At 71.8% G+C, this 22648-nt stretch carries 18 protein-coding genes; 7 read left to right on the top strand and 11 right to left on the bottom strand.

The genetic code is table 11. From position 1 onward, the window contains the following. Window positions 1–1807, bottom strand: a 1807-nt coding sequence (locus BUE42_RS18450) for an AMP-dependent synthetase/ligase (RefSeq protein WP_073466706.1), incomplete at its 3' end; no start/stop codon positions are given. A 35-nt stretch (window positions 1808–1842) separates the two neighbouring features. Continuing rightward, a complete protein-coding gene (locus BUE42_RS18445) occupies window positions 1843–2214 on the bottom strand; it encodes a high-potential iron-sulfur protein (protein WP_073466705.1) in 372 nt (123 codons plus the stop codon). Window positions 2215–2342: 128 nt separating this feature from the next. On the opposite strand from BUE42_RS18445, the gene BUE42_RS18440 reads away from it, so the two are divergent. Next, a complete protein-coding gene (locus tag BUE42_RS18440) occupies window positions 2343–5021 on the top strand; it encodes a bifunctional acetate--CoA ligase family protein/GNAT family N-acetyltransferase (RefSeq protein WP_073466704.1) in 2679 nt (892 codons plus the stop codon). On the opposite strand, the gene BUE42_RS18435 is transcribed toward BUE42_RS18440, so the two are convergent. From BUE42_RS18435 to argF, 3 genes are read right to left on the bottom strand one after another with little or no spacing between them, the layout of a single operon-like run. Further along, complete coding sequence (locus BUE42_RS18435) at window positions 5011–5433, bottom strand: universal stress protein (RefSeq protein ID WP_073466703.1); 423 nt, start codon at window positions 5431–5433, stop codon at window positions 5011–5013. The genes BUE42_RS18440 and BUE42_RS18435 overlap by 11 nt on opposite strands. 48 nt (window positions 5434–5481) lie before the next feature. Next, the gene (locus tag BUE42_RS18430; protein ID WP_083614253.1) at window positions 5482–6336 is read right to left on the bottom strand and encodes a universal stress protein; all 855 of its coding nucleotides are present in this window, start codon (window positions 6334–6336) and stop codon (window positions 5482–5484) included. Between the two features lie 59 nt (window positions 6337–6395). Beyond that, on the bottom strand, window positions 6396–7331 hold the full coding sequence (gene argF / locus BUE42_RS18425; protein ID WP_073466702.1) for an ornithine carbamoyltransferase: 936 nt from the start codon (window positions 7329–7331) through the stop codon (window positions 6396–6398). A 235-nt stretch (window positions 7332–7566) separates the two neighbouring features. On the opposite strand from argF, the gene BUE42_RS18420 reads away from it, so the two are divergent. Further along, complete coding sequence (locus BUE42_RS18420) at window positions 7567–8388, top strand: Crp/Fnr family transcriptional regulator (protein WP_235002438.1); 822 nt, start codon at window positions 7567–7569, stop codon at window positions 8386–8388. On the opposite strand, the gene BUE42_RS18415 is transcribed toward BUE42_RS18420, so the two are convergent. The 4 genes from BUE42_RS18415 to BUE42_RS18400 form a co-directional block, all read right to left on the bottom strand. After that, window positions 8345–10438 (bottom strand): ATP-binding protein, encoded by a 2094-nt coding sequence (locus BUE42_RS18415; RefSeq protein ID WP_083614252.1) that lies wholly within the window; start codon window positions 10436–10438, stop codon window positions 8345–8347. The genes BUE42_RS18420 and BUE42_RS18415 overlap by 44 nt on opposite strands. A gap of 13 nt (window positions 10439–10451) precedes the next feature. After that, window positions 10452–11204 carry a winged helix-turn-helix domain-containing protein gene (locus tag BUE42_RS18410; protein ID WP_235002436.1) on the bottom strand — a complete coding sequence of 251 codons (753 nt, stop codon included), beginning with the start codon at window positions 11202–11204 and terminating at the stop codon, window positions 10452–10454. An 85-nt stretch (window positions 11205–11289) separates the two neighbouring features. Beyond that, window positions 11290–12336, bottom strand: coding sequence for a S1C family serine protease (locus tag BUE42_RS18405; RefSeq protein WP_073466699.1), 1047 nt, complete (start codon window positions 12334–12336; stop codon window positions 11290–11292). A 4-nt stretch (window positions 12337–12340) separates the two neighbouring features. After that, entirely contained in the window at window positions 12341–12970 is a 630-nt protein-coding gene (locus tag BUE42_RS18400) for a hemerythrin domain-containing protein (protein ID WP_073466698.1), read from the bottom strand. A gap of 241 nt (window positions 12971–13211) precedes the next feature. Here BUE42_RS18400 and BUE42_RS18395 point away from each other — a divergent pair, with 241 nt between their 5' ends. The 4 genes from BUE42_RS18395 to BUE42_RS18370 all read left to right on the top strand — a co-directional run bounded on the left by BUE42_RS18395 (window position 13212) and on the right by BUE42_RS18370 (window position 17431). Beyond that, a complete protein-coding gene (locus BUE42_RS18395) occupies window positions 13212–15038 on the top strand; it encodes a PAS domain S-box protein (RefSeq protein ID WP_073466697.1) in 1827 nt (608 codons plus the stop codon). Further along, on the top strand, window positions 15035–15832 hold the full coding sequence (locus BUE42_RS31690) for a response regulator (RefSeq protein WP_083614250.1): 798 nt from the start codon (window positions 15035–15037) through the stop codon (window positions 15830–15832). Before BUE42_RS18395 ends, BUE42_RS31690 begins: the two co-directional genes overlap by 4 nt. Window positions 15833–15980: 148 nt before the next feature. Further along, window positions 15981–17204, top strand: a complete 1224-nt coding sequence (locus BUE42_RS18375; RefSeq protein WP_073466719.1) for an NAD(P)H-dependent flavin oxidoreductase — start codon at window positions 15981–15983, stop codon at window positions 17202–17204. Window positions 17205–17248: 44 nt separating this feature from the next. Further along, entirely contained in the window at window positions 17249–17431 is a 183-nt protein-coding gene (locus BUE42_RS18370) for a hypothetical protein (protein ID WP_073466696.1), read from the top strand. Between the two features lie 7 nt (window positions 17432–17438). On the opposite strand, the gene BUE42_RS18365 is transcribed toward BUE42_RS18370, so the two are convergent. Next, complete coding sequence (locus BUE42_RS18365; protein WP_083614249.1) at window positions 17439–21167, bottom strand: ATP-binding protein; 3729 nt, start codon at window positions 21165–21167, stop codon at window positions 17439–17441. A gap of 166 nt (window positions 21168–21333) precedes the next feature. Between BUE42_RS18365 and BUE42_RS18360 the strand changes: the two genes are divergently transcribed. Continuing rightward, window positions 21334–21678, top strand: a complete 345-nt coding sequence (locus tag BUE42_RS18360) for a hypothetical protein (RefSeq protein ID WP_073466695.1) — start codon at window positions 21334–21336, stop codon at window positions 21676–21678. Here the strand turns inward: BUE42_RS18360 and dapA are convergent. Beyond that, a complete protein-coding gene (gene dapA / locus BUE42_RS18355; protein WP_073466694.1) occupies window positions 21662–22543 on the bottom strand; it encodes a 4-hydroxy-tetrahydrodipicolinate synthase in 882 nt (293 codons plus the stop codon). The two genes, BUE42_RS18360 and dapA, sit on opposite strands and share 17 nt — an antisense overlap. Window positions 22544–22648: the final 105 nt, after the last annotated feature.

The raw sequence follows: 22648 nt of genomic DNA, 5'->3' as shown, positions 1-22648 counted from the left end.
CTTCGATCTCCTGCTCGAAGCGCGCCATCAGGTTGTGCCGCTTGAGCTTCAGCGTCGGCGTCATCAAGGTGTTCTCGACCGTCCACGGCTCCAGGCTCAGCCACGCCGCGCGCGGCACGCCGTAGCGCGGGAACGCGGCGGCCTGTTGCGCGATGCGCCGCAGCGCGGCCTGCTGCACCGCCGGCAGGTTCAGGCTCTCGGGCTGCGCCGGGTCGACGCCCAGCGACTGCGCGAACGCCTGCCACTGCGTGCGATCGAGCACCGCCACCGCGGCGATGAACGGCCGGTTCTCGCCGAGCACGAAGACCTGGCTGAACAGCGGATCGGCGGCGATCGCGAGCTCCAGGTCGGCCGGCGCGATCTTCTCGCCGGTCGACGTGACGATGATCTCCTTGATGCGCCCGAGGATGCGCACCCGCCCGCCCTCGTCGATCGAGGCCTGGTCACCGGTGCGCAGCCAGCCGTCGTCGGTGAAGGCGCGGGCGCTGTCCTCCGGCCGCTTCCAGTACCCCTTCATCACGTTCGGGCCACGCACCTGCAGCTCGCGGTTCTCGCCCACCCGCAGCTCGACGCCCTGCAGCGCGATGCCGACGGTGGCCGGGTCGTTGTGCTCCAGCGTGTTGGCCGCCACCACCGGCGCGGTCTCGGTCATGCCATAGCCCTGCAGCACCGGCACGCCCAGCCCGAGGAAGCAGCGCGCCAGCGCCGGCGCGAGCGGCGCGCCGCCGCTGACCGCCACCCGCAGCCGGCCACCAAAGCTCGCGCGCAGCGGGCGGCCCACCAGCGCGTCGAGCAGCGGCGCGACCAGCAGCTCGGCCGCGGCCCAGGGGCTGGCCGCCGTGGCAAGGCCCTGCCGCCGGCAGAAGCGCCGCCAGCCGACGCCCTGCGCCGCCTCGAACAGCCAGCGCTTCGCGCGCGAGCCGGCCAGCCGCGCATCGAGCTGCGCGCGCACCCGCTCGTAGATGCGCGGCACCGAGATCAGCACGGTCGGCCGCACGGTCCGCAGGTCCTCGGCCAGCAACGCCACCGAACGCGCATGCGCGACGCTGCTGCCGGCGGCGATCGGCAGGTAGTAGCCCGCCGTGCGCTCGAAGGTGTGCGACAGAGGCAGGAACGACAGGAAGACATCGTCCGGCCCCGGCGCGACGTGCGCGAGCACCGCCATCACGTTCGCGACCACGTTGGCATGCGTCAGCATCACGCCCTTCGGCTTGCCGGTGGTGCCCGAGGTGTAGACGACCGCGGCCAGGTCATCGGGCTGCGGCGGCGTGGCCGGCAGGCCCGCAGCCTGCGCGCCGGCGGCCAGCCATTCGCCCAACGCGATCACGGGAATGGCGCCGCCCTGGGCGGATGCAATGGCGCTTGCGCCCACCACGACGACGCAGCGCAGCGCCGGCAACGCGACGCCGGCGGCACGGATCGCTTCCCACTGCGCCACCTCCTGCACCATCAGCACGGCCGCCTCGCAGTCGCCGAGGATGTAGGCGATGCTCGCCGGGTTGTCGAGCGCATGCATCGGCACCGGCACGCAGCTGCAGGCCATCGTCGACAGGTCGGCCCAGACGGCCTCGACGCCGTTCGGCAGCAGCAGCCCGACGCGTGCGCCGCCCGGCAGGCGCAGCGCGGCCAGTGCCTGCGTCCAGCGCTGCACCGCGGCGGCGGCCTCGCGCCAGCTGAGCGCGACCCAGCGGCTCGCGGTGGGATCAAAGCGGTGGTAAGCGGTGTCGTCGGGGCTGCGCAGGACGCGCGCGTCGAACAGTTCGGTCAGCGTGCGGGCGTGGGACAGGATCGGATCGTCGAGGGTCATCGCACCATTGTCAGGTCAGAGCAGGTCAGGTCAGATCAGGGCCCGGCACGTCGCACGTAGGCGTCGCACCAGCCCTTGGCCGCCACCAGCTTGCGCGGGAACAGCGTGCACTCCGACCAGGGCTGCGCCGGCACGCGGTACAGCGCGCAGTTGTCGCAGGTGCTGCCGGCCGTGAACTTCGGATAGACCTTGCGGTCGACGCGTGCCACGTCCTCGACGTAACCGACCGCCTTCGCATGCGGGTCGCGCTCGTCCAGGTGCGCGAAGGTCGACGGGTCCGGCGGTGGGGCCGGTTTCGGCTTGGCGTGGACGGCCGGCACGAGCAGCGCCGCACCGGCCGGCACCAGCGCAATGAAGCGGCGCCGCGTGCAAGCCAGGTTGCTCGCCGGCTGGATCGGCAGGTCCATGGAATCTCCCCCTCGACGATGGATTGAACGGATCCATTCTTCGGTGTGCGCCCGCGCCGCGGCTTGCGCCACGTCAAGAAGACCCCCACGCACGCAGACACCCCAAAGCCACGATGTCACACTGAACCATGAGCGTCCGCCACCTCGACCACCTGCTGGAACCCCGATCGATCGCCGTGGCCGGCGCCTCCGACCGCCCTGCCAGCGTCGGCGCGACCGTCTGGCGCAACCTGCGCGCGGGCTTCCGCGGCCCGCTGCATGCCCTCAACCTGCGGCTGCGCACGCTCGACGGGCAGCCGGTCTTCACGCGCCCCGACCAGCTGCCGGCCGCGCCCGACCTGGCCGTGCTGTGCACGCCACCGGACACGCTGGCCGCGTTGATCGACCAGTTCGGCCGGCTCGGCACGCGCGCCGCCATCGTGATGACGGCCGGGCTCAGCGCCGCGCAGAAGCAGGCGGTGCTCGATGCCGCGCGGCCGCACGTGCTGCGCATCCTCGGGCCGAACTGCCTCGGCCTGCTGACGCCGCGGCTCGGGCTGAACGCGAGCTTCGCGCACACCGATGCACTGCCCGGCAACATCGCCTTCATCTCGCAATCGGGCGCGCTGGTCACCGCGGTGCTCGACTGGGCCAAGGCGCGCGGCGTCGGCTTCTCGCACCTGGTGTCGCTCGGCGAGCATGCGGATGTCGATTTCGGCGACCTGCTCGACCACCTGGCCAGCGATGCGCACACGCGCGCGATCCTGCTGTACATCGAATCGATCGGCGGCTCGACCGCCACGGTGCGCAAGTTCATGTCGGCCGCGCGCGCGGCGGCGCGCAACAAGCCGGTGATCGTCGTGAAGGCCGGTCGCGCCGGCAACGGCATTCGCGCCGCGGCGTCGCACACCGGCGCGCTGGCCGGCTCCGACATCGTGTTCGACGCCGCGATCCGCCGCGCCGGCATGCTGCGGGTGGACACGCTGCAGGAACTCTTCGTCGCGGCGCAGACGCTCGCGCGCTTCGGCGCCAACCGCGACGACACGCTGACCCTCGTGACCAACGGCGGCGGTGCCGGCGTGCTGGCCGCCGATGCCGCGGCGCGGGCCGGCGTGCCGCTGGCCGAATTGACGCCGGCGCTGTTGGCCCGCCTCGATGCGGTGCTGCCGGCCACCTGGTCGCACGGCAACCCGGTCGACATCATCGGCGACGCGCCGGCGCAGCGCTACGTCGACGCGCTGCAGGCAGTGCTGGCCGAACCGCGGGCCGGCGCGGTGCTGTTCATGCATGCGCCGACCGCGATCGTGCCGAGCGCCGACATCGCGCGCTCGCTGCTGCCGCTGGCCCGCGACGCCACCGGCCGGTTGATGGCCTGCTGGCTCGGCGACGGTGCGGTGGCCGAGGCACGCGGCCTGTTCGCCGGGGCCGGCGTGGCCGACTACGCAACGCCCGAGGAGGCGGTCAACGCGTTCTCGATGCTGCGCTGCTACCGGCACAACCAGGCCACGCTGCTGGAGACCCCGTCGGCCAGCGCCAATGCGGCGCCCGACCTCGCGGCCGCACGCCGCGTGATCGACGCGGTGCTGGCCGACGGCCGCGAGATGCTGCACGAGCACGAAGCCAAGGCGGTGCTGGCGGCCTACGGCATCCCGGTGGTGGCGACGCTGCGCGTCGACGCCCACGCCGATGCGGCCGTCGAAGCGGCCGGCCGCATCGGCTACCCGGTGGCGCTGAAGATCGTCTCGCCGGACATCACGCACAAGTCCGACGTCGGCGGCGTCGCGCTCGGCCTGGCCGACGAGGCGGCGCTGCGCGCGGCGGCCGTCCGCATGCTCGACACGGTGCGCGCCGCGCAGCCGCAGGCCCGCCTCGGCGGCTTCAACGTGCAGGCGATGGCGAGCCGGCCGATGGCGCAGGAGCTGATCGTCGGCGCGAGCATCGACCCGAGCTTCGGCCCGGTGCTGATGCTCGGCCACGGCGGCACCGCGGTCGAGGTGCTGGCCGACCGCGCGATCGGGCTGCCGCCGCTGAACCGGGCGCTGGCGCGCGAGCTGGTGTCGCGCACCGCCGTGTCGCGCCTGCTGGCCGGCTACCGCGACCACCCGGCCGCGCGGCTCGATGCGGTGGGCGACGCGCTGGTCGCGGTGTCGCAGATGCTGGCCGACCTGCCGGAGCTGGCCGAGCTCGACATCAATCCGCTGTGGGCCGACCACGACGGCGTGCTGGCGCTGGACGCGCGCATCCGGCTGAGCCGCGTGCCGGTCGCCGGTGCGCAGCGCTTCGCGATCCGGCCGTATCCCGATGCACTGGTCGAGACGATCCAGTGGCACGGCGAGACGCTGGTGCTGCGGCCGGTGCGCCCGGAGGACGAGCCGGCGCACCGCCGCTTCGTCGAGCAGCTGAGCCCCGACGACCTGCGCTTCCGCTTCTTCAACGCGCGCCGCGAACTGGCGCACAGCGAGCTCGCGCGGTTGACGCAGATCGACTACGCCCGCGAGATGGCCTTCGTCGCGGTGCGCCCGGGGACGGATGGCGGCAGCGAGACGCTCGGGGTGGCCCGCGCGGCAATCGACCCGGACAACCTCGAGGCCGAGTTCGCGATCGTCGTGCGCAGCGACCTGCAGGGCCGCGGCTTGGGCCGCCTGCTGATGGACAAGCTGATCGCCTACCAGGCCGCGCAGGGCACGCAGCGGCTGGTGGGCCTGGTGCTGCACGACAACGTGGGGATGCGTGCGTTCATGCAGCGCCTGGGCTTCGCGCAGCACGGCGGCGACAGCGACGCGCTGCGCCTGGTGCTGCCGCTGCAGGGGCTGCCGGTCAGCGGATGACGAGCACCGGCGTCTTGCAGTGGTTCAGCACGCGGTTCGTCACCGAGCCGAGCACCACCGAGCCGAGGGCCGAGTGGCCGTGCGAGCCCATCACCACCAGGTCGAAGCGACCGCCGTCGGCCATCTCGCTGATGACGGACGGCGCGTGGCCGACCTTCTCGACGAAGCTGGCGCGCCATGTCTGCTGGGCGATGAACGCCCTCACCGGCTTCAGCACGTCGTCGGCTTCGGCGCGGTAGTAGGTCTCGACCGTCTCGCGGTCGAAGAAGCCCTTCGCATGGGCCGGCACCGGCATCGTCACGGTGAGCACGGTGTAGTCGTGGCCCGCGCCGAGGAACTCGTCGTGGGCGGCTAGGTAGGCCAGCATCTGCTTCGTGCAGGCGCTGCCATCGACAGCCAGCAGGATCTTCATGGTCTTTCTCCTTCGTCGTGGTGGAAACCGGGATGGGAACGTTCGATCTCAATGAACCATCAGCAGCGGCAGCCGGGCGGTGTGCATCAGCGAGCGGGTGGCGCCGCCGAGTACCTGCTCGCGCAGCCGGCCGTGGCCGTAGCAGCCCATCACCAGCCATTGGGCGCCGACCTGGGCCGCCAGCGTCGTCAGTTCTGCCCCGATGGAGCGCGGTTCGTGGCCGCGCTGGTGCAGGACGGGCGTGATGCCGTGGGCCTTCAGGTGGCCGACGATGTCGAGCCCGCCGGCGGCACCGACGACCGCGCTGCGTGACCAGCTGGCCACGTGCACCTCGCGGGCCTGCACGAGGAACGGCAAGGCGGCGGTGACGGCACGGGCGGCCTCGCGCGAAGGCTTCCAGGCGACCAGCACGCACTCCGGCGCGGACGCGGCGATGCCGGTGCCGGGCACGATGAGCGCGGGCTTGCCGCTCTCGATCAGCAGCGACTCGGTGAAGCCGGCCGGCAGGTCGTGGCCCGGGATCGCGGGGTCGCGCTGGCCGAGCACCAGCAGGTCGGTGCACAGCGCATGCTGGACGACGGCTTGCAGCACCGGCTCGCGCACGACCTCGGCCCAGCGCACGCGCGAGAGCTCCTCGCCGCCGGTGATGTCGTGCAGCAGGCGGTCGCGGGCCAGCTCGCGCAGGTCGGGTTCGCCGATGGCGGAGGCGGCGCCGGCCACGGCCCCGAAGCGCCCGTCGGTCTGGGCGCGCAGCGGCGTCGCGGCGAACAGTGCGGTGACTTCGGCGTTGTGGCGCTCGGCCAGTTCGCGCGCGACCGTGAGCCGGGCCGTGGTGCGCGGCGAGGTGTCCGCCAGCATCAGGATCGTGCGGATCGGGTTCGCGGGGGCGAGGCGTTGCGACATGCCTCGACGGTACGCCTGTGCCGCCGCAATGGGTTGATTCAGCTCAGTAGAACGCCCATTCATCCCAAGGTCGCCACCAGCAGCGCCTTGATCGCGTGCATCCGGTTCTCCGCCTGGTCCCGCACGATCGAGGCCGGCGACTCGAAGACCTCCTCCGTCGCCTCGGCCGACAGGCCGTGCATGAACTTGACCGACGGATTGCCCGCCGCCGCCATCAGCCGCGCAGTCACCTGGTACGGTCGAAGCAAGGCCATCCGCTCCGCCCAGGCTGCGTCCGACTCGCCCATCGCCGCCCGCACATCGGTGTAGATGAAGTCGACGCCCGCCACCGCCTGCAGCGGCAGCTCGGTCAGCGTCAGCTTCGCGCCACTCACGCGGGCCAGCGCCTCGCACTGTGCCTGCAGCTGCCAGGCCGGCCACAGCGCCCGCGGCGCCGCGATGCGCAGGTCCATGCCGGTCAGCGCCGCGCCCAGCAACAACGAATCGCCCTTGTCGCAACGGGCATCCCCGAGGCAGGCCACGCGCATCTCGCGCAGCGGCTTGTCGCAGTGCTCCTGCATCGTCATCAGGTCGGCCAGAACCTGCGTCGGGTGGAACTCGTCGGGCGATCCGTTGTAGACCGGCACACCGGCATGCGCCGCCAGCGTCCTCACCGTCTGGCGCGCGAAGCCGCGGTACTCGATCGCGTCGTACAGGCGGCCCAGCACGCGCGCGGTGTCCTTCAGGCTTTCCGCCTCGTGCATCGGGGAATGGTCCGGACCGATGAACGAGACGTGCGCGCCCTGGTCGTGCGCTGCCAGTTCGAACGCGCACCGCTCGCGCGTCGACGACTTCTCGAAGATCAGCGCGATGTTGCGCCCGCGCAGCGTCGGCTGCTCGGTGCCGGCCGCCTTCGCACGCTTGAGCTCGTGCGACAGCGCCAGCAGCTGCTGGATGTCGCGCGCGTCCAGCTCGTCCAACGACAACAGGCTGCGGTTCTTCAAGCTGTAGGCCATCGCGCTCGCCTCTCCATGGCTCCATTGCAATGCCCTTCGGCGGGCGTGGAAGCAGCCTAGCGGGAGCGGCCGCGTCGCCCTTGATGCCCGTCAAGCCGCGGCGCAGGGGCCGCGGCTGATACACGCCGGACACCGACGGTTCACGCGCTGTTACGCAGCGACCCCCGCCGGTCGCGCTGCATTGACAGGCGGCTCCCAAGCTCTCGTCCATTCCACAAGACACCAGGAGCCCGCCATGCACATCGCCACGCCGCACACCGAATCCGCCAGCCGCCTATCGATGCCGACTCCGATGCCGGCTCTCATGCAGATGCCGGCGGCGATCCCGGCGGCAGCGCGCGGCGCGGCCCGCCCCGATGCCGCCGCGGTGTGCGCCCGGGTCAACGACTCGCTGAAGCTGCTGGCCGAATCGGTCGACCTGCAGCGCCGCATCGTGCACGCCGGCGACACGGTGTTCCAGGGTGGCCAGGGCTTCCAGTGCCTGTACATCATCAACTCCGGCTTCTTCAAGACGCTGAACGTCGCGGCCGATGGCCGCGAGCAGGTCGTCGGCCTGCACTTCAAGGGCGACTGGATGGGCTTCGACGGCATCGCGCACGGCCAGTACGGCTGCGACGCGATCGCGATGGACACCGGCGAGGTCTGGACGATCCGCTACGACACGCTGCTGCTGGCCGCCGCCCGCCAGCCGGCACTGCTGGGCCTGCTGCACGCCGCGATGAGCCGCGAGATCTCGCGCGACCGCGACTCGCTGCTGTCGCTGGGCACGCTGCCGGCCGATGCGCGCGTCGCCGATTTCCTGCGCTACTGGGCCGAATCGCTGTCGCAGCGCGGCCTGCGCGCCGACCAGATCACGCTGCGCATGACGCGCGCCGAGATCGGCAACTACCTCGGCATGACGCTCGAGAGCGTCAGCCGCGCGCTGTCGCGCATGGCCCGCAGCAACGTGATCCGCTTCACCGAGAAGGGCCGGCGCGACCTGTGCATCGCGAGCACCGAGGCGCTCGCGTCGTTCATCCAGGCGGCGATGACGCCGCAGTCGCGGGTGCTGCAGTGACCGCCCGGACCATCGCCTCGGAGAGCTCCTCGCGCGAATAGGGCTTGCGCAGCAGCTCCCACGGCAGGCCGGCGCTGCTGTCGCCGACCATCGCCTCCGACGAATAGCCCGACATCAGCAGCACCGCCAGCGCCGGCCGCAGCGCGGTGGCGCGCCGCGCGAGTTCGGTGCCGCGCATGCCGGCGCCGAGGATCACGTCGCTGAGCAGCAGGTCGACCGGCTCGGCCCGCTCCAGCGCGGCCAGCGCCGCCTCGGCGCTCGAATGGGCCGTCACCTCGCACTTCAGTGCGAGCAGGAAGCTGCGGCACACCGCCAGCACCTCCGGATCGTCTTCCACCACCGTCACGCGCAGGCCGGGCGCCAGCACCGCCGGCGCCACGCCGCGCGCTTCGGCACGGCCCGGCGCATCGAAGCGCGGCAGGTACAGCGTGACGCGCGTGCCGGTCCCGGGCGCCGAATCGATGACGACCGCACCGTTCGACTGCTTCGCGAAGCCGTACACCGTGCTCAGCCCGAGCCCGGTGCCGCGGCCGGCCTCCTTGGTCGTGAAGAACGGCTCGAACGCGCGGTCGCGCACCGCCTCGGACATGCCGTGGCCGGTGTCCGAGACGCTGATCTCGACGAACCCGTCGTCGGCCGCCGCGGCCTCGCCGAGCTCGGCCGCCAGTTCCGTCGGCACGCGCCGGCACGGCCGGCATGCGAACGACAGCGTGCCACCCTCGGGCATCGCGTCGCGCGCATTGATCGCGATGTTGAGCAAGGCCGACTCCAGCTGCCCGGGATCGGCCCGGCAGCCGGGGCACGCCTCGGCGGCGTCGACGACGATCTGCACCCGCTCGTCGAGCGTGCGGTGCAGCATGTCGGCCAGCGAGCGCAGCAGCAGCGCCGGCTCCACGCGCGTGGGCACCAGGCGCTGGCGGCGCGAGAACGCCAGCAGCTTGCCGGTCAGTTCGGCGCCCCGCTTGGCCGCGCGCGTGGCGGCACCCAGCATCTGCTGCAGGCGCGGCTCGTCGGCCACCTGCGGCTCGAACTCGAGCACCTGCAGGTTGCCCTGGATCACCGTCAGCAGGTTGTTGAAATCGTGCGCAATGCCGCCGGTCAGCTGGCCGACGCTCTCCATGCGCTGCGCATGGCTCAGTTGCTCCTCGGTCTGCGCGCGCTGCAGGCTGGTCGCCAGCAGGCTGGACAGCGAGTCGAGGAAGCGCAGTTCGTCGTCGCCGAAACGGCGGGCCTCGCGGCTGCGCACCGCCAGCGTGCCGACGATGCTGCCGCGGTCGGACAGGGGCACGGCCAGGCCGCTGACCAGCCCGCGCTGGAGGTAGTCGGGCGGTACCTTGAAGCGGGTCTCGCGGGCGTAGTCGGACACCAGCACCGGCTTGCCTTCGGCCACGACGAAGCCGGCCGGCGTGTCGGGACGATTGGGCAGGCGCCGCCCCTCGACCTCGGCGCCGCCCAGGCCGACGCCGGCGGCGAGCCGGAACTCGAGCCGGTTCGGCTCCAGCAGCCAGACCACCGCCGTCTCGGCCTGCATGCCTTCCGCGGCGATCCGGGGCACCTGGCTGAGCAGCGCCTGCGGGTCGCGGGTGTCGACCGCCAGCCGCGCGAGCTTGGCGATGTATTCGCTGTAGCGGGCCTGCTGCAGCGCCTGCTGCACGCGCGGGTAGCCGGCAATGCCGCGGATCGCCGCGACCACGTAGGGCAGGCCGTCGTCCTGCAGCGGGCTGAGCGCGATCTCGACCATCACCTCGCTGCCGTCCTTGCGGCGCGCGGTCAGCTCGAGCTGCGTGCCCATCGGCCGCGGCTTCGGGCTCATGCCGTAGGCGCCGCGGTAGGCCGCATGGCGCGGGCGGATGCTGTCGGGGACCAGCGCGTCGACCGGCAGGCCGACCAGCTCCGCGAGCTCGTAGCCCAGCAGCAAGGCGGCCGCCGGGTTCGCCCGCGCGATCAGGCCCTGCGCATCGACCAGCAGCAGTGCATCGGGGTAGGCCGAGAACAGCGAGCGGAACAGGCGCCCCTCTTCCGGTGTCGGCGGCGGCAGGCGGTGCGGCATCGGGGACCCTCGATCAGACACCGACCACCGGCACCGCGAGCATGTAGCCGGCGCTGCGCACCGACTTGATCAGCTGCGGGCTGTCCGGATCGGCTTCGAGCTTCTTGCGCAAGCGCCCCACCTGAACGTCGATCGTGCGGTCGAACGGCGCCGCCTCGCGGCCGCGGGTGCTCTCGAGCAGGAAATCGCGCGACAGCACCCGCCCCGGGTGGCGCACGAACACGCTCAGCAGGTCGAACTCGCCGCTGGTCAGCATCACTTCGACACCGCCGCGGTTGGCCAGGCGGCGCGCGGCGAGGTCGAGTTCCCAGTCGAGGAAGCGCAGCCGCTCGGGCGCGGACGCCACGGCGGGCGGCGCAACGGCCGTGGAAGAGGTGGTCGGCGGCGGGGCCACGCGCCGCAGCACCGACTTGATCCGCGCGAGCAGTTCGCGCAGGTCGAACGGCTTGGTCACGTAGTCGTCGGCACCGATCTCCAGCCCGACGACCTTGTCGACCGCATCGCCGCGGCCGGTGATGATGATCAGCCCGCACTGGTGGTGCTCGCGCAAGCGGCGCGCGATCACGAAGCCGTCTTCGCCGGGCAGGCCCAGGTCGAGCAGCACCAGCGACGGCGGGTCGGCGGCCATCAGCGCATCGAGCGCGCGGCCCTGGTGCACCTGCGACACCCGGAAGCCCTGCCCGCCGAGGTAGTTGGCGAGCAGCTGGGTGATGTCCACCTCGTCGTCCAGCACGGCGATGTGTTGCGGAACCCCCTGCGATGTCACGACATGCTCCCCCATTTGCGCAGTCGCGCGGCCGGCGGCATGCCCCCGGCCGCCCGGCAGCACTATACGCGGCACGTCGCTCGGCTCAGCGCGACTCGGCAGCGCGCAGCTCGACGAAGCCGCCCGCGCGGAACACCGTCAGCCGCGTGCCCGGCAGCGCGCGCCACGACAGCAGCGCGCGCACGAAATCGCCGCTGTCGCCGAGCGCCCTGCCGTTCATGCCGACCACGATGTCGCCCACGCGCAGGCCGAGCCCGGCCGCGACGCTGCCGCGCGCCACCGCATTGACGAAAGCACCGCGTGCATCGGCCCGGCCGGCGTGCCAGGCCGCCAGCGGCGACACGTCCTCGAAGCCCGCGCCCAGCCGCGGGCGCGGCGGCACGTTCTCGCTGCGCAGCTCGGCCACCACCTGCTGCACCACCTCGATCGGCATGAACAGGCTGACGCCCGAGCTGCCGTAGGGGCCGACCACGGTGCGCAGGCTCATGCCGACGATCGCGCCGCGGGCGTCGAGCAGCGGGCCGCCGGAATTGCCGGGGTTCAGCGTCAGGTCGCTCTGGATGAACAGCACCTCGCCGTCCTCCGCGAAATGCCGGGCCCGCCCGCCGACGATGCCGGCGACCACCGAACGGTTCAGGCCGTAGGGCTCGCCGACCGCCAGCACCCAGTCGCCGGCACGCAGCGCGGCCGAACGGCCGAACACCGGCGCGCCGTCGGGCGGCGTGTCCATGTCGAGCAGCGCGATGTCCATGTCGCGGTCGATCGCGCGCACCCGTGCGGGACGCACGCGCTGGTCGGGCAGCTTCACCAGCACCTGGTGCGCACCGGTGACGACGTGCGCCGCCGTCACGACCGCGCCGCTGTCGTCGATGAAGAAGCCGGCGCCGACGCGCGCCGGCAGTTGGGCGGTGCTCCACGGCGCGAGTTCATCGCCACGCGGCAGCGAGGCGTCGTCGACATCCGCATCGGCATCGGCGCCGATCCCGTAGACGCCGACGGCGAACGCGCTGCCGCGGTTCACCGCCACCGCGAAACCCGCCGCCGGCGCGGGGGCCGCGGGCGGCAACCCGGCGGCGCAGCCGGCCAGGCCGAGCAGGCCGGCCAGCACGAAGGCCCGCGACAGGCGCCCCACGCGGTCAACGCCCGCCCGGCGGCCGGGCCGTGTGGGCCAGTGCGGGCCCGATGCCCAACGGCGGCGGCAGCGCCCACAGGATCTTCTTGAAGACATGGCGGTAGTTCTCGTCCGGCTCGTGGCCGGTCAGCGGGTCGCGGTTGTCGCAGAACGCACTGTCGAGCCCGGCCCAGTCCTCGGCCGTCAGCACGCGCCGCGCCAGCGGCAGCACCTCGGTTTCCTCGGCCGCGATGTGGGCGAGGTAGAAGTCGACGTAGCGTTGCATCGCCTGCTCGAAACGGTCGCGCCGCTGGCACAGCTGACCGGTGTCGGCCATCATCTCGAAGCCGAGCAGCTCGTGCTCCAGCTCGCGGATCGCACGCTCGCCGTCGGCATGCTCGCGGTCGAGCCGGTCGAGCACCTCGTCGCCCTCGGTGGTGCGCTTGCGCAGCAGCGGAAACAGCAACTCGCTCTCCTTCGCGTGGTGCAGCCGCTCGGGGAATTCGTCGACGTAGAACAGCATCGCGCGCAGCACCGCGAAATCCGGCAGGCTGCCGCGGCGCCGGTGATCGGCCAGCAGCAGGCTGATCGAGCGCAGCATCGCCGACATGGCGCTGTGTTCTTCGAGGATGACGCGGATGGCAGCGTGGTTCATGGCGATGTCCCGGTCGGCGACGGAAGCCCGAGCTTGGCGCCCGGGCCGCCGCTGCGGCTTGATCCGCATCAAGCGAGTGCCTCGGCAAAGGGTGGCGAAATCCGACGCAAGTCAAGCCGTGAATCGGTGGGAAGGCCCGGTTGCGCGCTGCCTCTGCCTGGAGTTGAATGCGGTCACATCTGAAAACAACGCACCGCACCCGGCCTCGCGCATTTCCCCCCGGGTGCAGGGAGGGTTCGACATGACAGCAACGGAGCTGCTGGCGGTACAGCTGGCGCACCACTCGCCGGAGGCGCTGGTCGCCACCGACGCCGGCGGCAACGTCACCTGGTGGAACCACGCCGCCGAGGCCCTGTTCGGCTATTCCCGCGACGAAGCGCTCGGGCGTCGGTTGGCCGACCTGCTGCTCCCCGCGGGCATGGCCGAGCCGCCGCACGACGACGGGCGCAGCCACGAGGTGGTGCGCCGCTGCAAGGACGGCTCGCTGATCTACGTGCTCGCGTCGGTGCGTGTCCTGGCCGCAGAGCCCGGCAACCCCGGCAGCACGGTGCGCGCCTACGGCATGGCCGACGTGACGCACATGAAGGTGGCGCGCGACGCCCACCTGATCGACACCCGCTACCGCGGCCTGCTGGAATCGACACCGGACGCGATCGTGATCGTCAACGACATCGGCCGCATCGTGTTCGTCAACGGCCAGGCCGAGGCGGTCTTCGGCTACCGGCACGAAGACTTGGCCGGCCGCCCGCTCGAGCACCTGATGCCGCAGCGCTATCGCAGCGCGCACGGCGCCCACCTGGCGCGCTACCTGGCGCAGTCGCGCACGCGCGAGATGGGCCTCGGGCTCGAGCTGTACGGGCTGCGTCAGAACGGCGAGGAATTCCCGGTCGAGATCAGCCTGAGCCCGCTGGAGACCGAGGCGGGCCGCATGGGCATGAGCGCGATCCGCGACATGACCTACCGCCGCAAGGCCGAGCAGAAGTTCCGCGGGCTGCTCGAATCGGCGCCCGACGCGATCGTGATCGTCGACCGCAGCGGCCAGATCGTGCTGGTGAACACGCAGACCGAGCGGCTGTTCGGCTACCCGCGCGTCGAGCTGCTGGGCCAGCCGATCGAGATCCTGGTGCCGGAGCGCTTCCGCGCGCTGCACCCGGGCCATCGGCACCAGTTCTTCGCCGACCCGAACGTGCGGCCGATGGGCGCCGGGCTCGAGCTGCAGGGGCGCCGACGCGACGGCTCGGAGTTTCCGGTCGAGATCAGCCTGAGCCCGCTGGAGACCGAAGAAGGCACGCTGGTGAGCGGCTCGATCCGCGACATCTCCGAGCGCCGCCGCGTCGAGCATGCGCTGCAGGAGAAGAACGTCGAGCTGGAGCGCGCGAACCAGGCCAAGGACAAGTTCCTCGCGACGATGAGCCACGAGCTGCGCACGCCGCTGAACGCGGTGATCGGCTTCACCGGGCTGCTGCTGATGAGGCTGCCGGGGCCGCTGACGGGCGACCAGGAGAAGCAGCTGACGATGGTGCAGTCGAGCGCCAAGCACCTGCTGTCGCTGATCAACGACCTGCTCGACCTCGCGAAGATCGATTCCGGCAACGTGCAGATGCAGTTCAAGCCGGTGGCCTGCCGCGCGCTGGTGGAGGGAGTCGCCGCGACGCTGCGCCCGACGGCCGAGGCCAAGGGGCTGCGGCTGCTGGTGCGGCTGCCGCCGCAGGACGTGTCGGTCGACAGCGATGCCCGCGCGCTGCAGCAGATCGTGCTCAACCTGGTGAGCAACGCGGTCAAGTTCACCGAGAGCGGCACGGTGACGGTCACGCTGGATGCGCCGGACGCGACCGGTGTGTCGGTGTCGGTCAGCGACACCGGGCCGGGCATCGGTGCCGACGAGCAGGCGCGGCTCTTCCAGGCCTTCACCCGCGTGGGCAGTGCGACGTCGCGCAGCCGCATCGAGGGCACCGGCCTCGGGCTGTACCTGAGCCGCAAGCTGGCCGAGCTGCTGGGCGGGCGCATCGAACTCGACAGCGAATGCGGCCGCGGCAGCTGTTTCACCCTGCACCTGCCCGCACGATGAGCGCACGCATCCTGATCGTCGAAGACAACGCGGCGAACCGCGAGCTGATGGATTACCTGCTGCGCGCCTTCGGCTTCGAGACGATGAAGGCGGCTGACGGCGCCATCGGCCTGGAGATCGCCCGCCGCGAGCGCCCCGACCTGATCCTGTGCGACATCCAGATGCCGGTGCTCGACGGCTATGCGTTCGCGCACGACGCCAAGACCGACCCGTCGCTGCGCGAGATCCCGCTGGTGGCGGTGACGGCATTCGCGATGGTGGGCGACCGCGACCGGGTGCTGTCGCACGGCTTCGACGGCTACATCGCCAAGCCGCTGGAGCCACTGGCCTTCATCCAGGCCGTCAACGCAGCGCTGCCGACGACGCTGCGCGCCAACGAGGCGCCGCAGCCGCAGCCCACCTTCAAGCGGCTGCCGCCCAGGGGCGTCACGGTGCTGGTGGTCGACGATTCGCCGATGAACCTGGAACTCAAGCGCGACCTGCTGGAGCCGCACGGCTACACGGTCGTCACGGCCGGGACGCCGACTCACGCGCTGCGGCTCGCGCGCGAGCACCGGCCGGCGCTGATCCTGTCGGACGTCGGGATGTCCGAGGGCAGCGGCTTCGACTTCATCCGCACCGTGAAGGCCGACCTGTGGCTGCGCGACATTCCCTTCATCTTCCTGTCGTCCACGCACCAGGACGAGGCCTCGCGCGCGCTGGGCCTGCAGCTCGGTGCGCTTCGCTACCTCCAGCGCCCGATGGAGTCGGCACTGCTGCTGGCCGAGATCGAGGCCTGCCTGGCGCACCGCTGAGTCCCCCCGGGCTGCGCTGGACCAAGGCGCGCGCGCCGCGCCGCGGACGGTGGCTTCGACCTCGTGATGCGTTGAGACTTGATCCGGCGCAAGGCGCGCCGGCCGTGCCGTTGCTATGGTGCCGGCCACCGTGACCCCGCCCTGCCCGATGAACGAATCCACCGATCGCTCCGCCCTGCCCGCTGCCTTGATGGAGGAGACCGTGCGCGGTGGCCTGCAGCCGCTGCGCCTCGGCGGCCGCACGCTGCTGCCGATCGTGCAAGGCGGCATGGGCGTGGGCGTCTCGGCGCATCGGCTCGCGGGCACGGTGGCGGGGCTGGGCGCGATGGGCACTCTGTCGTCGGTGGACCTGCGCCGACTCCATCCGGACCTGATGGCGCAGACGCCCGACCTGCCGCCCGGACCCGCGGCGACCGCGAGCGCCAAGCTGGCGATCAACGCGGCCAACCTGGTGGCCATCGAGCGCGAGATCCGCGCCGCGCGCGAGCTGTCGGGCGGGCGCGGCCTGCTCGCGATCAACGTGATGCGCGCGGTCAGCGACTATGCGCCGTCGGTGACGCGCGCGCTCGAATGCGGCATCGACGCGGTCGTCGTCGGCGCCGGGCTGCCGCTGGACCTGCCGGAGCTGGCGAGCGATCACCCGAAGGCGCTGCTGATCCCGATCCTGTCGGACGCACGCGGCGTGCAACTGCTGGTGCGCAAGTGGGAGCGCCGCAAGCGCCTGCCCGATGCGATCGTCATCGAGCACCCGGGGCTGGCCGGCGGGCACCTGGGCGCGGCGCGCATCGGCGACCTGCACGACACCCGCTTCGATTTCGAGACGGTGATCCCGCAGGTGCTGGCCTTCCTGCGCAGCGGCGGCTACGAACGCGAGGTCCCGCTGATCGCCGCCGGCGGCGTGCGCAGCCATGCCGACGTGCTGCGCCTGCAAGGCCTGGGCGCGGCGGCGGTGCAACTGGGCACGCCGTTCGCGGTGACGCACGAATGCGATGCGCACGCGGCCTTCAAGCAGGTGCTGGCGCAGGCGCGCGACGAAGACCTGGTCGAGTTCACCAGCGTGGCCGGCCTGCCGGCACGCGCGGTGCCCACGGTGTGGCTGCGCAACTACCTGAAGGCCGAACCGCGCCTGCAGCAGACGGTGCACGTGAAGCCGCGCTGCACGCTCGACTTCGACTGCCTCGCGCAATGCGGCCTGCGCGACGGCTTGCCGGGCTGGGGGCAGTTCTGCATCGACACGCAGCTCGCGGCGGCACTGCGAGGGGATGTGAAGAAGGGGTTGTTCTTTCGAGGCGTCGGCAAACTGCCGTTCGGGGCGCAGATCCGCGGGGTGGGGGAATTGCTGAGGTACATGGTGACGCCGCTGCCGGCCTGACGGGCGTACGCTTTGGCCCGCCGTGTCAATGGAAGAGCAACCACGTGGAATGGTCCGAAATCAACTGCATCATCTCGGCACTCGAAGCCTTGATCGAGAAATACGAAACGTCGCTGAAGAGTGGCGCCCTGAATGAAGACGACCGATCGGACGTCAGCAATGACCTGGCCTACGCAGAAATCCTGAAAGGCAAGTACGAGGAGATGCGTACCAAGGCGGCGGGTTGAAGCCCGCTCACCGCAGCAACTGCAGCAGCGTCTCCATGTCGACCGGCTTCACCAGGTGCTCGTCGAAACCATGCGCGGCTGACTTGAGCCGGTCTTCCGCCTGCCCGTAGCCGGTCAGCGCGATCAGCTTCAGCGCGTGGCCACCCGCCTTTGCGCGGATGCGCTGCGCCAGTTCGTAGCCGTCCATCACCGGCAGCCCGATGTCGAGCACCGCGATGTCGACCTCCTGCTGCTCCAGCAATTGCAGCGCCGACGGCCCGTCGTGCGCGACCACCGGCAGGTGGCCCAGCGCCTCCAGCAAGGTGGCCATCGTGGTCGCTGCGTCCTGGTTGTCGTCGACGACCAGCACGCGCCGCACGCTGCCGTGCGTGGCGACGCGCCACGCATCGGCGCCCGCCGGCGCCTCGGCCGGAGCGCCGGGCGCCTGCAGCGGCAACCGCAGCGTGAACCGGCTGCCGCGCCCCGGCCCGTCGCTCTGCGCGCCCAGCGTGCCGCCGTGCAGCGCCGCCAGGCTGCGCGCGATCGCGAGGCCCAGGCCGAGCCCGCCGTGCGGCCGGTTCAGCGCCTGCCGCTTGCCCTGCACGAAGGGCTCGAACACCACCATCAACTCGTCGGACGACATGCCGATGCCTTCGTCCTCGACCACCAGCACCGCATCGTCGCCATCGCGCCGCGCCTGCAAGGCCACGTGCCCGCCAACTTCGGTGAACTTGCTCGCGTTGGTCAGCAGGTTCGCGACGATCTGCCCCAGGCGCACCGCATCGCCGTGCAGCGGCAGCGGCTCCTCGACCCGCACCTCCAGCCGCTGGCGTTTCTGCTCGAACAGCGGGCTCACCGTCTCGACCGCCTGGCCGATCGCCGCGCCCAGGTCGAGCGGCGCACGCTGCAGCTCGACGCGCCCGCGCGTGATGCGTGCGACGTCGAGCAGGTCGTCGACCAGCCGCACCATGTGCCGCACCTGGCGCTCGATGATGCCGCGCTCCTTGACCGCCGCATCCTTCCAGTTCATGCGCATCAGGTGCAGCGCCGTGAGCATCGGCGCAAGCGGGTTGCGCAGCTCGTGGCCCAGCATCGCGAGGAATTCGTCCTTCGCGCGGCTCGCGTCCTCGGCCTGCTGGCGCGCGCTCAACTGCTCGGTCACCTCGTAGGCGACCACGGCAATCTTGACCGGCTGGGTGCCGTCCGGCTCGGTCAGCGGCTGGTAGACGAAATCGAAGTAGCGCGGCTCGGGCATCCGCACCTCGAAGGCCTTCGCAAAGTACGGCTCGCCGCTGCGCATCACGCTGTCGAGCAGCTCCTTCACGTTCAGGTCGCGCAGCTCGGGCATCGCCGTCAGCAGCGGCAGCCCCAGCAGCGGACGGTCGCCCACCAGGCGCCGCTGCTCGTCGTTCGCATAGCTGAACACGTGCTGCGGACCGTCGAGCAGCGCGACCGCCACCGGCGCGTTGTCGAACACCTCGACCAGCCGGCGGTTCGCGGCATCGCGGATCGCATGCATCTGCTCGCGCACCAGCAGCACCTCGACGCGCGCCGCCAGTTCGCGCGCCGAGAACGGCTTCACGATGTAGTCGTCGGCCCCCTTGGCCAGCCCCTCCAGCCGCGCCTCTTCGCCGGCATGCGCCGACAGCAGGATCACCGGCAGCGTGCGCAACGCGTCATGCGCGCGGATGCGCGCGAGCAGGCCGAAACCGTCGAGCTCCGGCATCATGATGTCGGTCACGACCACGTCGGGCCGGCGCCGGGCGATCGCGGCCAGCGCCTGCAGGCCGTCGGCCGCGCCCTCGACGTTCCAGCGCGCGCCCAGCACGCCGGCGATGTAGCTGCGCATGTCGGCGTTGTCATCGACCACCAGCACGGTCGCGCGCGACGCGTCACCCGGCCGTTGTGAACGCGATGGCACGCCCGGCGCCTGGCCGGCGCGCAGCGCGTCCTCGGCGAACGCATCCAGCGCCATCGCCCTGCCTGTCGTGGCCAACGCGGTGCCAGATGCGGTCGCGGCTACCGGCGCGACGCCCACGCGGTGCGCCGGCAGGTGCGCCACGCCCAGCGGCACGCGCACCACGAAGCAACTGCCGCTTCCCGGCGCGCTGGTCACGGTGACGCTGCCGCCGTGCAGGCGCACCAGCTCCTTGACCAGCGCCAGCCCGATGCCGGTGCCTTCGTGCGAGCGCGACCGCGCCCCGGCCACGCGGTGGAAGCGGTCGAACACATGGGCGAGCGCCTCGTCGTCCATGCCGATGCCGGTGTCGCGCACCTCCAACACGGCCTGGCCCGCCTCGGTGCGCAGCGAGACGGCGATCTCGCCGTCGAACGTGAACTTGAACGCGTTCGACAGCAGGTTCAGGACCACCTTCTCCCACATGTCGACGTCGACGAACACCTCGTTCGACAGCGTCTCGCAGGCCACGACGAAGCGCAGCCCGGCATGCTCGATCGCCGAGCGGAAGGCCGACGCGAAATCGCGCGTCAGCGCCGCCAGGTCGGTCGCCTGGTAGCTCGCCTCGACGCGCCCGGCCTCGATGCGCGAGAACTCCAGCAACGAGTTGACGAGCTTGCGCAGCCGCTCGCCGTTGCGATGCGCGAGCTGCAGCGCCTCGACCAGGTCGGCCGGCAGGTCCGGGCGCAGCAGCGCGTCCTGCAGCGGCCCGAGCATCAGCGTGAGCGGCGTGCGCAGTTCATGGCTCACGTTGCTGAAGAACAGGTTCTTCGCGCGGTCGAGCTCGGCCAGCGCCTCGGCCTTCTGGCGCTCTTCCAGCCGTGCACGCACCTCGCCGAGCCGCGACGCGACCTGCGAAGCCACCAGCGACAGGAAGCTGCGGTAGTCGTCGTCGAGCCGCCGGCGCGGGCTGATGCCCACCACCAGCGCGCCGACGTTCGGGGCCTGCCCGGCCACCACCAGCGGCAGCACGACCGCCTGCTGCACCGGCTCGGTCCACGCACCGCGGATCTCGCCGACCTGGGCCGCGATGCCGTCGGCCAGCTGCGGCAGACCGCTGCGCTCGGCCTCGCGCACTTCCTGCGCCAGCGGGCCCGGCGACGCCGCATCGCGCGCCAACCGACGCGGCAGCGCATCGGGCGGCACGTTGGCCGTCTGCGTGATGCGGGCAAGCGCCGCGTCGCGGCCGTCGGGCGCATCGGGGCCGTCGGGCAGGCGATCGGGCAAATACAGCGCGGCGAACGGCAGGTCTTGCGGGCTGTTGCCGAGCGTCGAGACGAGCTGCGCCGCGGCGGCCGCAAGCGACGGCAGCTCGCGGATCGGCAGCGCCGCCAGCTCGCGCAGCAGGCGCAGCCGGCGCTCGCCGATCGCACGCTCGGTGTCTTCGACCACCACGCACAGCATGCCGGCCACGCTGTCGGCATCGTCGTAGACCGGGCTGTACGAGAAGGTGTGGAAGGTTTCCTCGAGGTAGCCGCTGCGTTCGAGGAACAGCTGCAGGCCTTCGTCCCAGGTGGCGGTGCCGGTGCTGAGCACCTGGTCGATGCGCGGGCCGATGTCGTGCCAGATCTCGGCCCAGACCACGTCGGCGCGTGCGCCGAGCACCCAGTCGCGCTTGATGCCCACCGTCGGCAGGTAGGCGTCGTTGCAGAAGAACGTCGCCTCGCTGCCCCAGGCCATCCACATCGCGAAGCGCGAGTCGAGCATCACCCGCACGATGGTCTTCAGGCTCTGCGGCCAGCCGATCGGGTCGCCGAGCGGCGTGCGGCCCCAATCGAAGGCGCGCATGCGCTCGCCCATCTCCCCGCCTCTTTCGAGGAATCCCAACGACGTGTCGACCATCTTCAAATGCTAGCCGCGAAAGCAACGGCTGGTGACGCGCGTTACCGCCAGATCGCATCGCGCGCCATGGGCGGCCGGCGGCGGCTCGGTTAACCTCGCTGACTCTGCAACCTCCGACACTCCCATGCGCCTCGTGCCGATCGCCTGCCTGCTGTGGTTCTCCTGCGCTGCCATGGCGCAATCCAAGGACGAGGTCGTCGAAGGCGGCCTGCAGTCCGGCCAGCGCTACCAGCTCGCGCAGCACTGCGGCGCGAGCGACGCCGCGCTCGATGCCTTCAAGGAGCGCTTCGAGGCCGAGGCCCGCGGCCGCCAGGACCTGCTGGCCAAGCTGGACATCAACATCCTGAAGCTCTTCATGCAGGGCCGCCTGAATGGCGACCTGGCGTTCGAGGAACTGAAGACCAAACCGCAGGCCGACCGCGATGCCGCCTGCCAGCAGGCGCTGAAGTCGATCAGCCCGACAGGCTGACGCCGGCCTGCTGCCAGGCCGCGTGCAGCGCCGCGGCCACCGGCGCGCTGGCCGCGGTCATCGGGGCGCGCAAGGCCGGGCCGATGCGGCCCAGCGCCGCCAGCTGCGCCTTCAGCGGGCCCGGGTTCGGCTCGGCGAACAGCGCGCCGACCATCGGCGCCAGCGCATGGTGCAGCCGGCGGGCGCGCGGCAGGTCGCCTGCCTGCACCGCGTCGTACATCTCGACGAAGCCGCGCGGGTGCAGGTGCGCGCTGGCCGCGATGGCGCCCTGCCCGCCCTGGCACAGCGTCGTGAAGATGTTGTGGTCCTCGCCGGACAGCACCGCGAGCCGGCCGTCGGCGATCAGCGCCTGCGTCTTGCGGGGATCGCCGCCGCAGTCCTTCAGCCCGCGCACGCCGGGGATCGCGGCAATGCTGCGCAGCGTCGCCAGGCTCATCTCGGTGCCGGTGCGGTACGGAATGTCGTAGACGACGATCGCGCTCGGCGCGGCGGCCGCGACCTCGCGGTAGAACTCGACGATGCCCTGCTGCGACGGCCGCACGTAAGACGGCGGCGGCACCAGGAAGCCGGCGACCGTCTGCTCGCCGAAGCGCCGGCACGCGGCCGCCACCTCGCGCGGCGCGATGCCGCTCACGCCCATCAGCACTTTGCGCCCGCCCGCCGCCTGCAACACGGTGCGCAGCACGGCGGCCTGCTCGGCTTCGTCGAGCGTCGCCGCTTCGCCGGTGGTGCCGCAAGCCACCAGGCCGTGGATGCCGTCGGCGACCAGCCCGGCGACCAGCGCGGCGAGCCGTTCATGGTCGACGCGCCCGTCGGCCGCGAACGGCGTGATGACGGGGACCCAGATGCCGGACAGGTGTTGCATGAATGCCTTCCTCACGATGGCGCCGGGGCGGAGAACACCCGGACAGGCTGGGCATTCTAGGCAAGCGCGCCTGTTGCATTCAAGATCGCCGGGCGCGACACCTGG

It is taken from the genome of Rhizobacter sp. OV335, from assembly GCF_900142965.1.
In the GTDB taxonomy this organism is placed as follows: domain Bacteria; phylum Pseudomonadota; class Gammaproteobacteria; order Burkholderiales; family Burkholderiaceae_C; genus Rhizobacter.
Note: the sequence above shows the minus strand (reverse complement) of the source record. Positions and strands in the feature narration are given on the sequence as shown.

Bases quoted from the DNA above. Each gene is read 5' to 3' on its own strand.
- BUE42_RS18375 (WP_073466719.1), top strand. From the start codon at position 15,981: ATGAACGAATCCACCGATCGCTCCGCCCTGCCCGCTGCCTTGATGGAG.
- BUE42_RS18400 (WP_073466698.1), bottom strand. From the start codon at position 12,970: ATGAACCACGCTGCCATCCGCGTCATCCTCGAAGAACACAGCGCCATG.
- BUE42_RS18365 (WP_083614249.1), bottom strand. From the start codon at position 21,167: ATGGGCGAGCGCATGCGCGCCTTCGATTGGGGCCGCACGCCGCTCGGC.
- argF (WP_073466702.1), bottom strand. From the start codon at position 7,331: ATGGCCTACAGCTTGAAGAACCGCAGCCTGTTGTCGTTGGACGAGCTG.
- BUE42_RS18360 (WP_073466695.1), top strand. From the start codon at position 21,334: ATGCGCCTCGTGCCGATCGCCTGCCTGCTGTGGTTCTCCTGCGCTGCC.
- BUE42_RS18420 (WP_235002438.1), top strand. From the start codon at position 7,567: ATGCACATCGCCACGCCGCACACCGAATCCGCCAGCCGCCTATCGATG.
- BUE42_RS31690 (WP_083614250.1), top strand. From the start codon at position 15,035: ATGAGCGCACGCATCCTGATCGTCGAAGACAACGCGGCGAACCGCGAG.
- BUE42_RS18440 (WP_073466704.1), top strand. From the start codon at position 2,343: ATGAGCGTCCGCCACCTCGACCACCTGCTGGAACCCCGATCGATCGCC.
- BUE42_RS18430 (WP_083614253.1), bottom strand. From the start codon at position 6,336: ATGTCGCAACGCCTCGCCCCCGCGAACCCGATCCGCACGATCCTGATG.
- BUE42_RS18415 (WP_083614252.1), bottom strand. From the start codon at position 10,438: ATGCCGCACCGCCTGCCGCCGCCGACACCGGAAGAGGGGCGCCTGTTC.
- BUE42_RS18395 (WP_073466697.1), top strand. From the start codon at position 13,212: ATGACAGCAACGGAGCTGCTGGCGGTACAGCTGGCGCACCACTCGCCG.
- BUE42_RS18435 (WP_073466703.1), bottom strand. From the start codon at position 5,433: ATGAAGATCCTGCTGGCTGTCGATGGCAGCGCCTGCACGAAGCAGATG.
- BUE42_RS18445 (WP_073466705.1), bottom strand. From the start codon at position 2,214: ATGGACCTGCCGATCCAGCCGGCGAGCAACCTGGCTTGCACGCGGCGC.
- dapA (WP_073466694.1), bottom strand. From the start codon at position 22,543: ATGCAACACCTGTCCGGCATCTGGGTCCCCGTCATCACGCCGTTCGCG.